This is a genomic window from Plantactinospora sp. KLBMP9567, from assembly GCF_033446045.1.
GTDB lineage: Bacteria > Actinomycetota > Actinomycetes > Mycobacteriales > Micromonosporaceae > Plantactinospora.
Genome location: NZ_JAWQRR010000016.1, coordinates 142,015 through 155,447 on the forward strand (window position 1 = coordinate 142,015; position 13,433 = coordinate 155,447).

Here is a 13,433-nt window from a genome sequence, read left to right on the forward strand (position 1 = left end):
GATCGGGCGGATCACCGCCCCGGCCGTGGCCGGCGGTGATCCGCCCGCTGAGGATCAGACCAGCCCGGTACCGCCGTTGAGGTTCAGGTTGACCGCGTTGACGGCCGGGTTCTCCAGGAGGAACACGGCGGCGTCGGTGACGTCCGCCATGGTGGTCAGCCGGCCCGTCGGGGTACGCGCCTTGTAGGTCTCGTGCACCTCGGCCGGCTGCTTGGCCCAGAACGGGCTGTCGGTGACGATGCTCGGGTGCAGGGCGTTGACCCGGACCGGCCGCAGCTCGGCGGCGAGCACGTTCACCAGGCCGACCACCCCGGCGTTCACCGTGGAGACCGTCGCCGATCCGGGAAACGGCCGGTCCTTGGAGCCGCCGCCGAAGAGCAGCACGGAACCGCTCGGCGAGAGCCTGGACGCCAGGGTGTGCGCCACCTCGGTGTAACCGACCAGCTTGACCGTGACCAGGCTGACCGCGCGGTCGATCTGGTAGTCCGAGACCTTGTTGACGTCCCGGACGAAGGCGGAGAGGACCAGATGCCTGACCTCGCCGATCCCGGCGAGCGCGGCGGCGATGGACCCGGGATCGGCGAGGTCGACGGCGACACCCGTCGTCCGGCCACCGATCTCGGCGGCGACCGTTGCGGTCCGGGCCGCGTCGCGGCCGGTGACGACGACCTCCAGCCCTCGCTTTGCGTAGTGCTCGGCCACGTCCCGGCCGAGGCCGGAGGTACCCCCGATGACGACTACGCAGCCGCCATCGGGGCCATCGTGCTGTGGCATGTCTGTCCCTCTCGTTGTGCAGGATTGAACCGCGGAGCCTCCCCGGCCCGGCAAACCTGCTCAACCTTCGAGGGTCAGCCGACCGGGGTGGGTTGGCCCCTGCCGTGCTCCGCGCGCAACGTCTCCATCGCGTGCTGCACCACGTTCACCAGCACGTGCTTGACCGACTCGCGGTGTCGGGCATCGCACATCACCAGCGGCACGTGCGGAGCGATCGCGAGAGCCTCGCGTACCTCCTCCGCCTCGTACTGCGGTGCGCCGTCGAAGCAGTTCAACGCCACGACGTACGGCAGGTGGCGGTTCTCGAAGTAGTCCAGCGGCGCGAACGCGTCGGCGATCCGCCGGGTGTCGACCAGCACCGCCGCGCCGACCGCACCACGGATGATCTCGTCCCACATGAACCAGAACCGGGTCTGTCCGGGCGTGCCGAACAGATAGAGGATCAGGTCCTGGGCCATCGTGATCCGGCCGAAGTCCATGGCGACCGTGGTGGTCTCCTTGCCCGGCACCTTGGACGGATCGTCGATGCCGACGCCGGCCGCGGTCATCACCGCCTCGGTGGTCAGCGGGGTGATCTCCGAGACCGCACCCACGAGCGTCGTCTTGCCGACCCCGAACCCGCCGGCAATAACGATCTTCGCGGAGGTGATCCCACCACCGCCACCGCCACCGCCACCGCCGCCGCCACCGCGACGCGGCCTGGCCGGGTCATAGCCTGCGAAGTCCACTTAGCACCCTCTCAAGCAGTTCCATCCGCTCCTCGTACGCCTCAGACGGTGGAGCGGCACTGTGCAGCGTCAGCAGGCTGTCCGCCACCATGTCGGCGACCAGCACCCGGGCGACACCCAACGGCAGCCGGGTGTATGCGGCGATCTCCGCCAGTGACTGCGCCCGGCCCTCGCAGATCGTGGCGATGCGGTGCTTGTCATGGCCGGCGAACCGGGACTCCACGACCGCGGCCGGGCTCGCCACGAGTACCGCCTCGAGCGCGATCTCCAGACGAGCCTCGGTACGGCCGCGGGTGACCGCGTACGGCCGGACGAGCGCGCCACGCGGATCATCGCGTCGTCCCTCCATACCGTGGTCACCTCCTCAGAGTCGAGTCGCGGCCGCACCGTTGCCATCCTTGGTCTGCCCGGTTAGGGACGCGAGACGGCCTCGCGCGGCAATGGCACAAGCGCCGCACCGACCCGTTCCACCAGCAGCGCCATTTCGTAGCCGACCTGACCCACGTCACAGCTCCGCGCGGCCAGTACGGCCATCGAGGAACCGTCGCTGATGGACATCAGGAACAGGTAGCCACTGTCCATTTCGATCACAGTCTGAAGCACGCCCCCGGCGCTGAACATCCGGGAGGCGCCGTCGGTCAGACTGACCACGCCAGAGGTGATCGCCGCGAGCTGGTCGGCCCGGTCCGGCGGCAGGTCCCGGGAGGAGGCGAGAAGCAGGCCGTCCGCCGAGACCGCGACGACGTGCGCGATGCCGGCGACGCTGTCGGCGAAGTTACTGAGCAGCCAACCCATGTCCTGCATCGCTGCTGGCCTGTTCATCCGCTCGTCTCCTTGGTTGAGATCATGCCGTTCTGCTCGGAACCGGCCGTCCGACCGCGCTGTACGCCACGGTGGTAGGCCGACAAGAGGCCGCGTACCTCGTCCGGGGTACGCCTGGTCCGCTCACGCGCGCTCTTCGGCTCGACGCCACCGGGCACCAGTTGCGCCTGGGGCACCCGCTTGGGCAGGCCGGACCGGGTGGTACCCCCGTCGGCCGGCTCCGCCGCCCGGCTGGCCCGGGCCCAACCCTCGTCGGCCGCCGTCCGCCAGGACCCCTCGGTCCCGTTCGGCGCGGCGGGCACCGGGGCGGCTGCGGGCGGCGCGGGCGCGGCGGGCGGCGGTGCTGCGGCGGGCGGCGTCGGCGGCGGCGTGTAGGGGGCCGGCGGCGGCGCGGAACGCCCGGGAGTGCGCGCGGCCAGCGGGGCTCGGCCCGGGGTCGCCCCGCTCGGCGACGGTGGAGCGCTCGGTGCCGGCGGCGACTGGTAGCCGCCCGGCGGCACGGTGAAGATCGCGGTCGAGTCCGATCCGTGGGAACGGAACCAGACCGCCTCCATCTCGCGGAAGATCGGCGCTTCGCCGGTGTCCTCCACCCGCGGCGCGACCGCGGACGCGGCGCTGACCGGGGTACCCGCGACCGGGCCGGAGGGCAGGCCGGAGGGTGCGGCCACCGCCGGCGTCATGGCGTGCGTGGTGGCCGGGCCGGAACCCGCCGCGCCGCGCTGCGGCAGCGCCGACCCGACCGTCGGGTACTGCACGGTCGGCGAGGTGACCCCGGTCGAACCGGCCAGGCCCGTGTGGGCGGGCGGAGCCGTCGACGCCGGACTCTGGTACGTCGGCGTCATCGCCTGCTGGTACGTCGGCGTGGGCGTGGCCGGCAACTGGCTCGCCGTCAGCTGGCTGTTGACCGGGGCACCGGTGCTGGCCGGCATCGACCCGGCCGAATCGCCGGCGGTCTGCCACTGGTTGCCCGCGCTGCGCCACTGCTCGGTCAGGGTGCCGCCGGTACGCGACGCGCCGACCGGAGAGAGTGTCTCCTGCCAGGCCGCACCGGTCGACGGCCGGATCGCGGCCGGTGCCTGCTCGACCGCGAGCGGCTGCCGCTGCCGGCCGAGCACCTGGTCGCGGCCACGCGGGCTGGGCAGCACCACCGTGCTGGCCGGCAGGGTGACCTGGGCGACCGTGCCGCCCTCCACGTTGCGACGCAGGTCGACCCGGATGTCGTGCCGGTGCGCCAGCCGACCGACGACCGCGAGACCCATCAGCCGGAAGGCCGCCACGTCGACGGCCGGCGGCGCGGCCAGCCGGCGGTTCAGGGCGTCCATCTGCTCTTCGCTGAGCCCGAGACCCCGGTCCTCGACCTGGATCAACACGTAGTCGCGGATCCGGCGGGCGTCGGCGACCACGGTGGTGTGCGGCGGCGAGAAGCGGGTCGCGTTGTCGAGCAGTTCGGCGACCAGCCGGACCACGTCGTTGACCGCGTGGGCGGCGACCGAGATGTCCGGGTCGACGGTGCCGAACTCGATCCGGTTGTAGAGCTCCACCTCGGACTGCGCGGCGCGCAGCGCGTCGATCAGGAGCGCGTCCTCCCGGCGAGGCGCCGTCGAGTCGGCGCCGGCCAGCACGAGCAGGTTTTCGTCGTTGCGCCGCATTCGGGTGGCCAGGTGGTCGAGCTCGAAGAGCTGGGCCAGCCGCTTCGGGTCCTCCTCACCCCGCTCGATCGCGTCGAGTTCGCCGATCATCCGGTCGACCAGGGTCTGGCTTCGCCGGGCCAGGCTGAGGAACATAGCGGAGACGCTGGTCCGCAGGGCGGCCTGCTCGGCCGCGACCCGGACCGCCTCCTTGTGTACGACGTTGAACGCCAGGGCGACCTGGCCCACCTCGTCCTTGTTGTTGAGTCTGATCGGGTCCCGGACCTGTCGGACGATCTCGTCGACGCCGCCGTCGCCGATGGTGCCGACGTCCCGCAGCCGACGGACCGCCTCCGGCAGGTCGTGGTTGGCCACCGAGAGTGCGCCCTCACGGAGCCGGCGCAGCGACTGGTTGAGCGACCGGGCCAGCACCACGGCGAAGGCGAGCGCGACGATCAGTGTGATCAACACGATCACCGACTCGACGATCGCCTGCTGGACGACCTCGGCGCGGGCCGCCTCGGCCTGGTCCAGCAGGTCGCGTTCGAGCAGGGTCTCCGCCCAGCGCATCAGGTCGTTGATCGAGCCGATCGCGATCGCCGCCGAGCTCGCGCTGACCGGTGCCCGCTCTCCGACCGACCGGGTCAGGTCGCGGGCCACCTTGTCGGCGAGGATCACCGCGTCGCCGGTGACGGCACCGGTGACCACCGCCTCCTGCCGGGAGTTGGCGGAGGCACCGAAGGCCAGCAGCGCCTCCTGCTGGCTGGTCAGGGTGGCGATGAAGGCCGAGAACTGCTCCTGGTCCAGCACCCCGTTGCTACTCGCCAGGGAGCTGTAGACCACCGCCTCCTCCTCGGCCACCGCCTCCTTGGCCTGGGCGAGCGCGGACAGGGTACGCAGGCTGTCGCCGACCGCGCTCTCACCGGAGATCTGGCCGAGCGCCTCGCCGTACGCCACGAGTTCGCCGATGATCATCCCGTACCGCAGGGTGGCTTCGCCGGGCGGCATCTGCGGACGCTCCAGCACCTCCTGCCGGGTGCCGTTGAGGGTGGCCAGGCGGTCGTCGATGACCCGCAGCCGGTCCTCCACAGAGGCCGGGACGCCGGTCACCTGCGTTCGCCGGTCGTTGTACGCGGCGATCCGGGCATCGGTGCGCTGCACGTACGCGTCGTACGTCTCGGTCGTCGTCTCCCGCGACTTGGCGAGCAGCCTGGCGGCGGCGATCCGCTCCTTGTGCACATCCTGGGTGAGTGCCGAGATGTCGGCGGAGAGCTCGGTCAGCGACCGGAGCACACCGGCCTGGTACGCGCCCTGACCGATGTCGACCAGCCGGATCGTGGCGAGCGCGAGGACCGCGGCGACGGGGACGACGAGCAGCAGCGCCAGCTTGGACCGGATCCGGGTGTCCCGTAGCCGGGGAAGCCAGCGGCGCGGTGCAGCGCCCCCCCCGCAAACCTTTTGCGGGCAGGGTCGTAGGTCCGGTGCTCACGACATCGCCTCCGTCGTTTCATTACGTGACCCGTCGACCGATGCCTGCTGCAGCGGATCGAGCCGCACGCGGCACGGCCGCGATTTCATCAGAAGAAGGCCGCTTTGGGAAGCGACGGGAGGGCAGCAAAGGTCCATCATGGGACGTCGACTACCCTCGAAGCCGTGAGATCGACAGACCGCCGGCTCTCTGATCAGCACATATATCTCTAGAGTGGTCGCTTGTATCTGGAAAGTTATCCCGCACCCGTACCCTCTCTTATCACTATGTGAGACCCGTCATCCCGAAACCGGCCCGGTATCGAGCGCTTGACCCAGGCGGCCGGCATTGGCAAGGTTTTGCGGGTTTGAAGGCTTCGCGTGAACCGTACGGCAGATCGTTGCCCATCCATTGTGGACGACTGGATCAACGGCCGGGCAAGCCCCCCCGCCCGCGCCGGATACCTGGAGGACTGAGTTGAGGCCCATCCGCTCCGCGATACCCGCGCTGCTCGCGTCGGCCATCCTGGCAACTTCGCTGACCGGCTGCCAGTTCGGCGCGCCGGAGGAGGAGTCCGGGGAGATCGTCATCGGCGCCGACCTGGAGCTGTCCGGCGCGGCCCCACAGGTGGGCAAGGCCTACCAGCGAGCCCTGGAACTCAAGGTCGAGCAACTGAACGAATCCGGTGCGCTGGGTGGTCGCCGGGTCCGCCTGGAGGTCCGGGACAACAAGTTCGACGCCAGCATCTCGGCGACCAATATCGGCGATTTCACCGCCAACCCGGCAATCAGCGGCATCATCATGGGCAGTTGCAACGACTGCGCCATAGGTGCGGCGAAGACGGTGAAGAGCAAGCAGGTTCCGACGATCGCGCTCGCTCCGGCCAGTGACGTGGCCGCCCCGGGGCCGGACCGGGAATACATGTTCAAACTCGGCCCGAACGCCCGCGACAACGTCGCCGCCATCGCTGCCGAACTCCGTGCCCGTAAGGTCAAGACGGTGGCGCTGCTGCACACCGCCGACAGGTACGGTACGGAGGGCGCGGCGACGCTGGCTAGCGAACTCGTCGGCGTCGAGGAGGACGCGACCGACATCCCGATCCTGGTGAAGCGGTCGGTGAAGGTGACCGACACCGACGTCAGCCAGGCGGTGGGCGCGCTCGTGGCGGAAGAGCCCGAGGCGATCATCGTGTGGACCCCGGCCGACCAGGCCAACCTGGCGATCGCGAGCCTGAAGGGCGAGGGCTACAAGGGCCACGTCTTCTTCGACGCGGTGGCCGCCGGCGACCTCTTCATCGGCAACAGCGGCAGCGCGGCGGAGAACACCACGATGGTCTTCACCCAGACCATGGTGATCGACGACGTGATCGCGACCACCCCGGCCAAGGCGGCCAGCAAGCAGTGGTTCCGGGACTACACCGCCCGGTTCGGCGGCTACTACGGATACTCCTCGTTCGCCGCCGACGCGCTGCAACTGATCGTGGACGCCGCGGTGCGGGCCGGTGGCGACAACGCGGAACCGAACCGCCCACGCATCCGCAGCCTGCTGGAGACCGCGGAGACCGACGGCCTCTCCGGCCCGATCCGGATGACGCCGGAGAACCACTCGGGGCTGATGCCCCAGGCGTTGAGCCTGCTGGTGGCCCGTGGCGGCCGGTGGCGACTGGCCGGCTGAGCCGGCGATCGACAACGCGGTCCGGCGGCGGGAACGGGTCTCGCCGCCGGGAGGCGTCCGGGATAGCCTGTCGACACTGTCGACCTGTCGAATGGGGTGGCCCAGCCATGATCCGACTCTCCGGAGTATCCCGGACCTTCGGCGGCCGGTCCGGTTCCGTTGAGGCGCTGCGGGGCATCGACCTCGACGTCGCCGAGGGCGAGTTCCTCGCGGTGGTGGGCCGCTCCGGCTGCGGCAAGTCCACCCTGCTGCGCCTGGTGGCCGGCCTGCTGCCGGTGACCGAGGGCGAGATCCGGGTGGCGGACGAGGTCGTCACCCGGCCACGGCGGGACATCGCCATGGTCTTCCAGCGGCCGGCGCTGCTGCCCTGGCGCTCGGTGCTCGACAACGTGCTGCTGCCCACCGAGATCTTCGGCTGGAGCAAGGCCGCACACCGCGAGCGGGCCCGCGGCCTGCTCTCGATGGTCGGGCTCAGCGAGTTCGAGAAGCGGCTTCCGCACGAACTGTCCGGCGGCATGCAACAGCGGGTGTCGCTGTGCCGTGCCCTGATCCAGCAGCCGAAGGTGCTGCTGATGGACGAGCCGTTCTCCGCCCTGGACGCGCTGACCCGGGAGGAGTTGTCGGTCGAACTCCAGCGGATCCACATGGAGCACTCGGCGACGATCCTCTTCGTCACCCACTCGATCGACGAGGCGGTGCTGCTCGCCGACCGGGTCGTCGTACTCAGCCCGCGGCCCGGGCGGATCCGCAAGGTGCTCGGCATCGACATCCCGCGTCCCCGCTCGCTGGGCCGCAACGCGCACTTCGAGGACGTCGCCCGGGCCAGCGCGGAGCTGCACGAACTCCTGCTCGACCACCCCGAGGGCGGGCCCGGGCTGGCGCTGAGCCGCAGCGGCCAGGCCGACCAACAGCACTGACCCGGACACTCAACCACGCTCGGTAGCCCGTCGCGTACTCCTTCACCCGCCCGCACCCGGCCCAGGGTGGCGGGTACGGGTGGGGGTGCGTAACGTGCCCGGCATGGCCTACCGGACCTGGGGCAGAGTGTTGCTCGCCGCACTCCTCGTCGGGATCGTCAGCGGCGCCGGCCAGCTAGGGATCGCGTACGGGCTCGGCCTCGTCCGCTTCGACCGCGGCTTCGACGCGGCCGCGGTGAACCAGTGGCCCGCCCAGCTCGTCTGGGTCGGCTGGTTCGCCATGGTGGCGGCCGTACTCGGCGCGACGCTGGCGGACCGACTAGCCCGCAGGTACACCCTGCCCACCGCGCTCGGCAACCGAGCGGCCATCTCGGCGCTGGCCGCCCTCGGCGCGTTCGCGGTCGCACCACTCTCCATGCAGCCCGCCCGGGCGGCCCAGGTCGCCTCCGGTGACCCGGTGACCCTGGCCGGCGTGGCCGCGGCGGTCGGTGCCGGGGTCGGGTTTCTCGCCGCACTCGCCGCGCTCAGCCAGCGTCCGGTGGTCTGGAACATCGCGGCGGTGACCGCCGCGGTCTGGCTCCTCGCGGTACTGTCCGTGCTCCCCTCGCTCGGCCCCACCGATCCGCTGCCCGCCGTACGGCTCGGCGGTGTCGACCCGAGCTGGCTGAGCGCCGGCACCAGCCAGCGGCTGGCAGTCGTCACCATGCCGGCGCTGGCCCTGGTCGCGGGCGCGCTCACCGGTGCCCTGGCCCGGTGGCGCGAACACCCGGTGCCCGTTGTCGCCAGTTGTGGGGTGGCGGGCCCGTTGATGCTCACCCTGGCGTACGTCGTCGCCGGCAGGGGTGACTCGGCCGATGCCTACCAGGCGGCCCCGTACTGGGGAGCGCTGATCTCCGTCGGTGCGGGGGCGCTGGGTTCGGTACTGGCGGCCTGGGCCCGCTGGCCGCTGACCACGACCGCCCCCGAGGAAACCGCCGCCGCCGGCTCGACCGCCGCAGCCGACCCGGCCGCGCCAGCCGACCCGGCCGCCGCCGCTATGACGCGCGGCGGCGCCGACGGCGCGACGTCAGTGGACACCGGCACGACGCCGGCCGGCAGCGGCGCCAGCGACGCGCCGACGGTAATCATCCCGGCGGCGAACCCGGCGGCCGGCGGCACCACTGCCGGCACGGCGGCATCCGGCGACGCCACCGCCGACCGGACCTGGCGACTGGAGATCCCGAGCGGCGACCCCCGGACGGGCGGTACCGGCACCGGCGGCGACCGGGTTACCGGGACGACACCGACCGGCACCTGGCCGCCTTCTTCGGCGATCGGCGGGCGGACGGTCGGTGAATCGACCGAGCCGTCCAGGGAGCCGGCGCCGCGTTCGGGGAACTGGTCGTTCGACATCGGCAGAGGCATCCCGACTCCGCGCGTCCCGACGGAGGATTCCGCGCCCACCGAAAGGCTCGGTGCGCTGGCCCCGACCGTGCCCGACAGCGGTCAGCAAAGCGCCACGGAACCGGTCAGTCCGGGCAGCGGCGGGCCGGCCACCGATTCGGGAAACGCCGGATTTCCGGCCGGTTGGGCGGGTGCCCATCGACTGCGTACCGAAGACTTCTGGCCGACCACGACACCTTCGACAACACCGGCGGCGTCGGCGCCAGCGGCGACCACGCCGGCAGCGCCGGAGCCGCTGGCAGCGCCGCCACCAACGGTTGCACCGGCGCCAACGGTTCCACCGCCACCAGCGGTTTCGACGCCACCAACGGTTTCGACGCCACCAAGGGTTTCGACGCCACCAAGGGTTTCACCGCCACCAACAGTTTCGACACCATCAGCGGTTCCGACGCCACCCGCGGCAACGTCAACGCCACCGCCGGCAACGTCGAGCCGTAGCGACGACGCCTGGGACGCCTTCGCACCGGTCAGCCGTGCCCGCCTCGACCGCCGTGAACCCTCCACCGATCCCGCCCACCGGCCGGCCGACGGCTCAGCCGGCACCACCAGCCTCAGCAGCTCCGGCCTCAGCAGCGCCGGGGCGACACCGGAACGGGACTCCGTCGGATCGGGCGGAACGGCGGCCGGATTGACCGAAACGGGCCGGAGCCGGACGGAGCCGAGCGGAGCGGACCCGACCCGGACCGAGCGGATCCCGCCCGTTCCGGTGGTTTCCGGTGACACCCCGGTTCAGCCAACGCCGGATCGCGGCACGCGCCGGGCCGGCCCCGGCCCGAAGGCCACCGCCGAGGTCACGTCCGGGACCGGGACCGAGGCCGGGACCGCGGTTGAGGCCGGGACCGCGGTTGAGGCCGGGACCGCGGTTGAGGCCGGGACCGCGGTTGAGGCCGGGACCGAGGATCCCGAGCGGCCGACCGGGCGGGTCCGTCGCGGGCTGTTCCGGCGCAACCGGGGCGGTGCCGACCCCGAACGGACCGACACCGTCGAGACCGGCAAGGGCGGGTCGAAGCAGGACAAGGGCGAGTCGAAGCAGCGGGAGACGAAGGGGCGCAACCGTACCGAGGAACCGGTGCCGGCCCGCGACGAGGAGTACGTCGACTGGGTGAGCGGGCTCAGCGAGCCCGACCCGACCGCCGACGACCTCGGGCTGGACCGCAGCGTACGGCGATCACTGCGCTCCACCGGCCGCCACCACGCCGACTGACTGCGGTCACCTCTGACCGGGCGCGCCGCCGGCTCGACCTGGACACCAGAGGCGTATTCCCCGCCCGGTAACGCCTCCGGCGTCCAGGTCGCGAGTGTCTCCGGCGTCCAGGTCGAGTGGCTCCGGTGCGCGGGTCGCGCGGTTGTGGTGTCAGGTCGAGCGTTTCTGGCGGCCGGACCGTCGGCCATCCGGACGGAGGAGGGCCGGACGGAGGAGGGCCGGACGGAGGAGGGCCGGACGGAGGAGGGCCGGACGGGCATGCGGGCGGGGTAGGGCCGTCAGGCCAGGGGTAGGTACACCTTGCCGCCCGAGGCCAGGAACTCGGTCGACTTCTCCTGCATGCCCTGCGCCGCGTACTCCTTCAGTTCCTGGGTGATCTTCATGGAGCAGAACTTCGGGCCGCACATGGAGCAGAAGTGCGCGGTCTTGGCGGGCGTCGCCGGCAGGGTGGCGTCGTGGTACGCCCGCGCGGTCTCCGGGTCCAGCGACAGGTTGAACTGGTCCTCCCAGCGGAACTCGAACCGCGCCTTCGACAGCGCGTCGTCCCAGGCCTGCGCCCCGGGGTGCCCCTTGGCCAGGTCTGCGGCGTGCGCTGCGATCTTGTACGCGATGACCCCCGCCTTGACGTCGTCCCGGTCCGGCAGTCCCAGGTGTTCCTTGGGAGTGACGTAGCAGAGCATGGCGGTGCCGAACATGCCGATCATCGCGGCACCGATCGCCGAGGTGATGTGGTCGTACGCCGGGGCGATGTCCGTGGTCAGTGGACCGAGGGTGTAGAACGGCGCCTCGTGGCACAGCTCCTGCTGGAGGTCCACGTTCTCCTTGATCTTGTGCATCGGCACGTGCCCCGGCCCCTCGATCATCACCTGTACGCCGTGCTCCCAGGCCACCGACGTCAGTTCTCCGAGGGTACGCAACTCGGCGAACTGCGCCTCGTCGTTGGCGTCCGCGATGGAGCCGGGCCGCAGGCCGTCGCCGAGCGAGAACGTGACGTCGTACCGGGCAAGGATCTCGCAGAGTTCGGCGAAGTTGGTGTAGAGGAAGTTCTCCTCGTGGTGCGCCAGGCACCAGGCCGCCATGATCGAGCCGCCCCGGGAGACGATCCCGGTGACCCGGTTGACCGCCAGCGGAACGTAGCCGAGGCGTACCCCGGCGTGCACCGTCATGTAGTCGACGCCCTGCTCGGCCTGCTCGATCACCGTCTCCCGGAAGACCTCCCAGGAGAGCTTCACCGGGTCACCGCCGACCTTCTCCAGCGCCTGGTAGATCGGAACGGTGCCGATCGGCACCGGGGAGTTGCGGATGATCGCTTCCCGGGTCTCGTGGATCCGCTTGCCGGTGGAGAGGTCCATCACGGTGTCCGCACCCCACCGGGTCGCCCAGGTGAGCTTCTCCACCTCCTCGGCGATCGAGGAGGTCACCGCCGAGGTACCGATGTTGGCGTTGACCTTCACCAGGAAGCGCTTGCCGATGATCGCCGGCTCGCACTCCGGGTGGTTCACGTTGAGCGGCAGCACCGCCCGGCCGGTGGCGATCTCCTCCCGGACCACCTCGGCCGGCATGCCCTCCCGGACCGCCACGAACTCCATCTCCGGGGTGACGATCCCGGCCCGGGCATAGCCCAGTTGGGTGGGCCGGGCACCGTCCCGACCGGCGAGCGGGGTACCGGCACCGCGTACCGGGGCCACGTCGCCCCGTTCCGCGATCCACGCCCCGCGCAGCGGAGGCAGCCCTTCGGCGGGGTCCGACCCGGGGCCGGACGTGTCGTAGAGCCGTACCGGCGGTTCGTCGCCGGTCAGTTCGACCTCCGCGAACGGCACCCGGACGTCCGGACGCGCCCCTGTCACGTACACCTTGCGACGAGCCTTCATGACTACCTCCTCGTGCTGGATGAACCGGACCCGCTGGATGGACCGGACCCGCCGCCGGCCGCCGCCGCACCGGACCAGCCGAAGTGGTCCAGCGGCCCGTGCCCGCTCCCCAACGACCAGGTGCGGGCGCCGAGCAGCGCGCGGGTGACGTACTCCTTGGCGAAGGCCACCGCGTCCGGCACCTGGTCACCGAGCGCCAGCCGGGCGGCGATCGCGGCGGAGAACGAACAGCCGGTACCGTGGGTGTTCCGGGTCGGCACCCACGGCCGGCGCAACAGCCGCACCTCGGTACCGGTGCAGAGCGCGTCGACCGCGCCGCCGAACGCCTCGGCACCGCCGGCCGCCAGCCCCGAGTCGTCGACGTCACCGCCGGTCACCACCACGTACCGGGGGCCGCCCGCGGTGAGCTGCCGGGCCGCCTCCGCCATCTCGTCCGGGCCGGAGACCGCACGGCCGAGGATCGCCGCGGCCTCCGCCCGGTTCGGCGTCGCCACCAGGGCGTACGGCAGCAGCCGCTCGATCGCTCCGACCACGCCGAGTTGGGCTCCGCTGGTCGAGACGAGCACCGGGTCGACCACCAGGTTGGGCAGCAGGCCGTCCCGGGCCGCCCCGGCCACCGCAGCCGCGACCTCCGCGTCGCCGAGCATCCCCGTCTTCACCGCCAGCGGAGGCAGATCCTCGACCACCGCGTGCAACTGTGCGGTCACCATCTCGGCAGAGACCGGGAAGACCGCCCGTACCTCGTGGGTGTTCTGCGCGGTGACCGCGGTCAGCACCGAGGTGCCGTAGGCGCCGAGCGCGGCGAAGACCTTCAGGTCGGCCTGGATGCCGGCGCCCGCCCCGGAGTCCGAGCCGGCCACGGTCAGCACCACCGGTGGCGTCACCGCGTCCACCCCGAACTGGC

At 71.6% G+C, this 13,433-nt stretch carries 9 protein-coding genes and 1 pseudogene; 3 read left to right on the top strand and 7 right to left on the bottom strand.

The features are described from left to right. Positions 1–54: 54 nt before the first annotated feature. The 5 genes and pseudogenes from R6Y94_RS12120 to R6Y94_RS12140 all read right to left on the bottom strand — a co-directional run bounded on the left by R6Y94_RS12120 (position 55) and on the right by R6Y94_RS12140 (position 5,441). Positions 55–774, bottom strand: coding sequence for an SDR family NAD(P)-dependent oxidoreductase (locus tag R6Y94_RS12120; RefSeq protein WP_318395921.1), 720 nt, complete (start codon positions 772–774; stop codon positions 55–57). Positions 775–848: 74 nt separating this feature from the next. Next, entirely contained in the window at positions 849–1,502 is a 654-nt protein-coding gene (locus R6Y94_RS12125) for a GTP-binding protein (protein WP_412102744.1), read from the bottom strand. After that, positions 1,483–1,851 (bottom strand): DUF742 domain-containing protein, encoded by a 369-nt coding sequence (locus R6Y94_RS12130; protein ID WP_203868082.1) that lies wholly within the window; start codon positions 1,849–1,851, stop codon positions 1,483–1,485. The genes R6Y94_RS12125 and R6Y94_RS12130 overlap by 20 nt, the downstream gene beginning before the upstream one ends. A 62-nt stretch (positions 1,852–1,913) precedes the next feature. After that, the gene (locus tag R6Y94_RS12135) at positions 1,914–2,324 is read right to left on the bottom strand and encodes a roadblock/LC7 domain-containing protein (RefSeq protein WP_101368105.1); all 411 of its coding nucleotides are present in this window, start codon (positions 2,322–2,324) and stop codon (positions 1,914–1,916) included. Further along, positions 2,321–5,441 (bottom strand): annotated as a pseudogene (locus R6Y94_RS12140) (nitrate- and nitrite sensing domain-containing protein). Before R6Y94_RS12140 ends, R6Y94_RS12135 begins: the two are co-directional and overlap by 4 nt. Before the next feature lie 456 nt (positions 5,442–5,897). Between R6Y94_RS12140 and R6Y94_RS12145 the strand changes: the two are divergent. From R6Y94_RS12145 to R6Y94_RS12155, 3 genes are all read left to right on the top strand, one after another. After that, the gene (locus R6Y94_RS12145; RefSeq protein ID WP_318395922.1) at positions 5,898–7,094 is read left to right on the top strand and encodes an ABC transporter substrate-binding protein; all 1,197 of its coding nucleotides are present in this window, start codon (positions 5,898–5,900) and stop codon (positions 7,092–7,094) included. Positions 7,095–7,201: 107 nt separating this feature from the next. Beyond that, positions 7,202–8,011, top strand: coding sequence for an ABC transporter ATP-binding protein (locus R6Y94_RS12150; RefSeq protein WP_318395923.1), 810 nt, complete (start codon positions 7,202–7,204; stop codon positions 8,009–8,011). Positions 8,012–8,114: 103 nt separating this feature from the next. Then, entirely contained in the window at positions 8,115–10,658 is a 2,544-nt protein-coding gene (locus R6Y94_RS12155) for a hypothetical protein (RefSeq protein WP_318395924.1), read from the top strand. A 278-nt stretch (positions 10,659–10,936) separates the two neighbouring features. On the opposite strand, the gene thiC is transcribed toward R6Y94_RS12155, so the two are convergent. Beyond that, positions 10,937–12,529 carry a phosphomethylpyrimidine synthase ThiC gene (gene thiC, locus R6Y94_RS12160; RefSeq protein ID WP_318395925.1) on the bottom strand — a complete coding sequence of 531 codons (1,593 nt, stop codon included), beginning with the start codon at positions 12,527–12,529 and terminating at the stop codon, positions 10,937–10,939. A gap of 2 nt (positions 12,530–12,531) precedes the next feature. Next, complete coding sequence (gene thiD / locus R6Y94_RS12165) at positions 12,532–13,413, bottom strand: bifunctional hydroxymethylpyrimidine kinase/phosphomethylpyrimidine kinase (protein ID WP_318395926.1); 882 nt, start codon at positions 13,411–13,413, stop codon at positions 12,532–12,534. Positions 13,414–13,433: the final 20 nt, after the last annotated feature.

What these genes read in the sequence shown, in the direction of transcription:
- R6Y94_RS12130 (WP_203868082.1), bottom strand. Translation starts at nt 1,851, where the DNA reads ATGGAGGGACGACGCGATGATCCGCGTGGCGCGCTCGTCCGGCCGTAC.
- R6Y94_RS12155 (WP_318395924.1), top strand. Translation starts at nt 8,115, where the DNA reads ATGGCCTACCGGACCTGGGGCAGAGTGTTGCTCGCCGCACTCCTCGTC.
- thiC (WP_318395925.1), bottom strand. Translation starts at nt 12,529, where the DNA reads ATGAAGGCTCGTCGCAAGGTGTACGTGACAGGGGCGCGTCCGGACGTC.
- R6Y94_RS12135 (WP_101368105.1), bottom strand. Translation starts at nt 2,324, where the DNA reads ATGAACAGGCCAGCAGCGATGCAGGACATGGGTTGGCTGCTCAGTAAC.
- R6Y94_RS12150 (WP_318395923.1), top strand. Translation starts at nt 7,202, where the DNA reads ATGATCCGACTCTCCGGAGTATCCCGGACCTTCGGCGGCCGGTCCGGT.
- R6Y94_RS12120 (WP_318395921.1), bottom strand. Translation starts at nt 774, where the DNA reads ATGCCACAGCACGATGGCCCCGATGGCGGCTGCGTAGTCGTCATCGGG.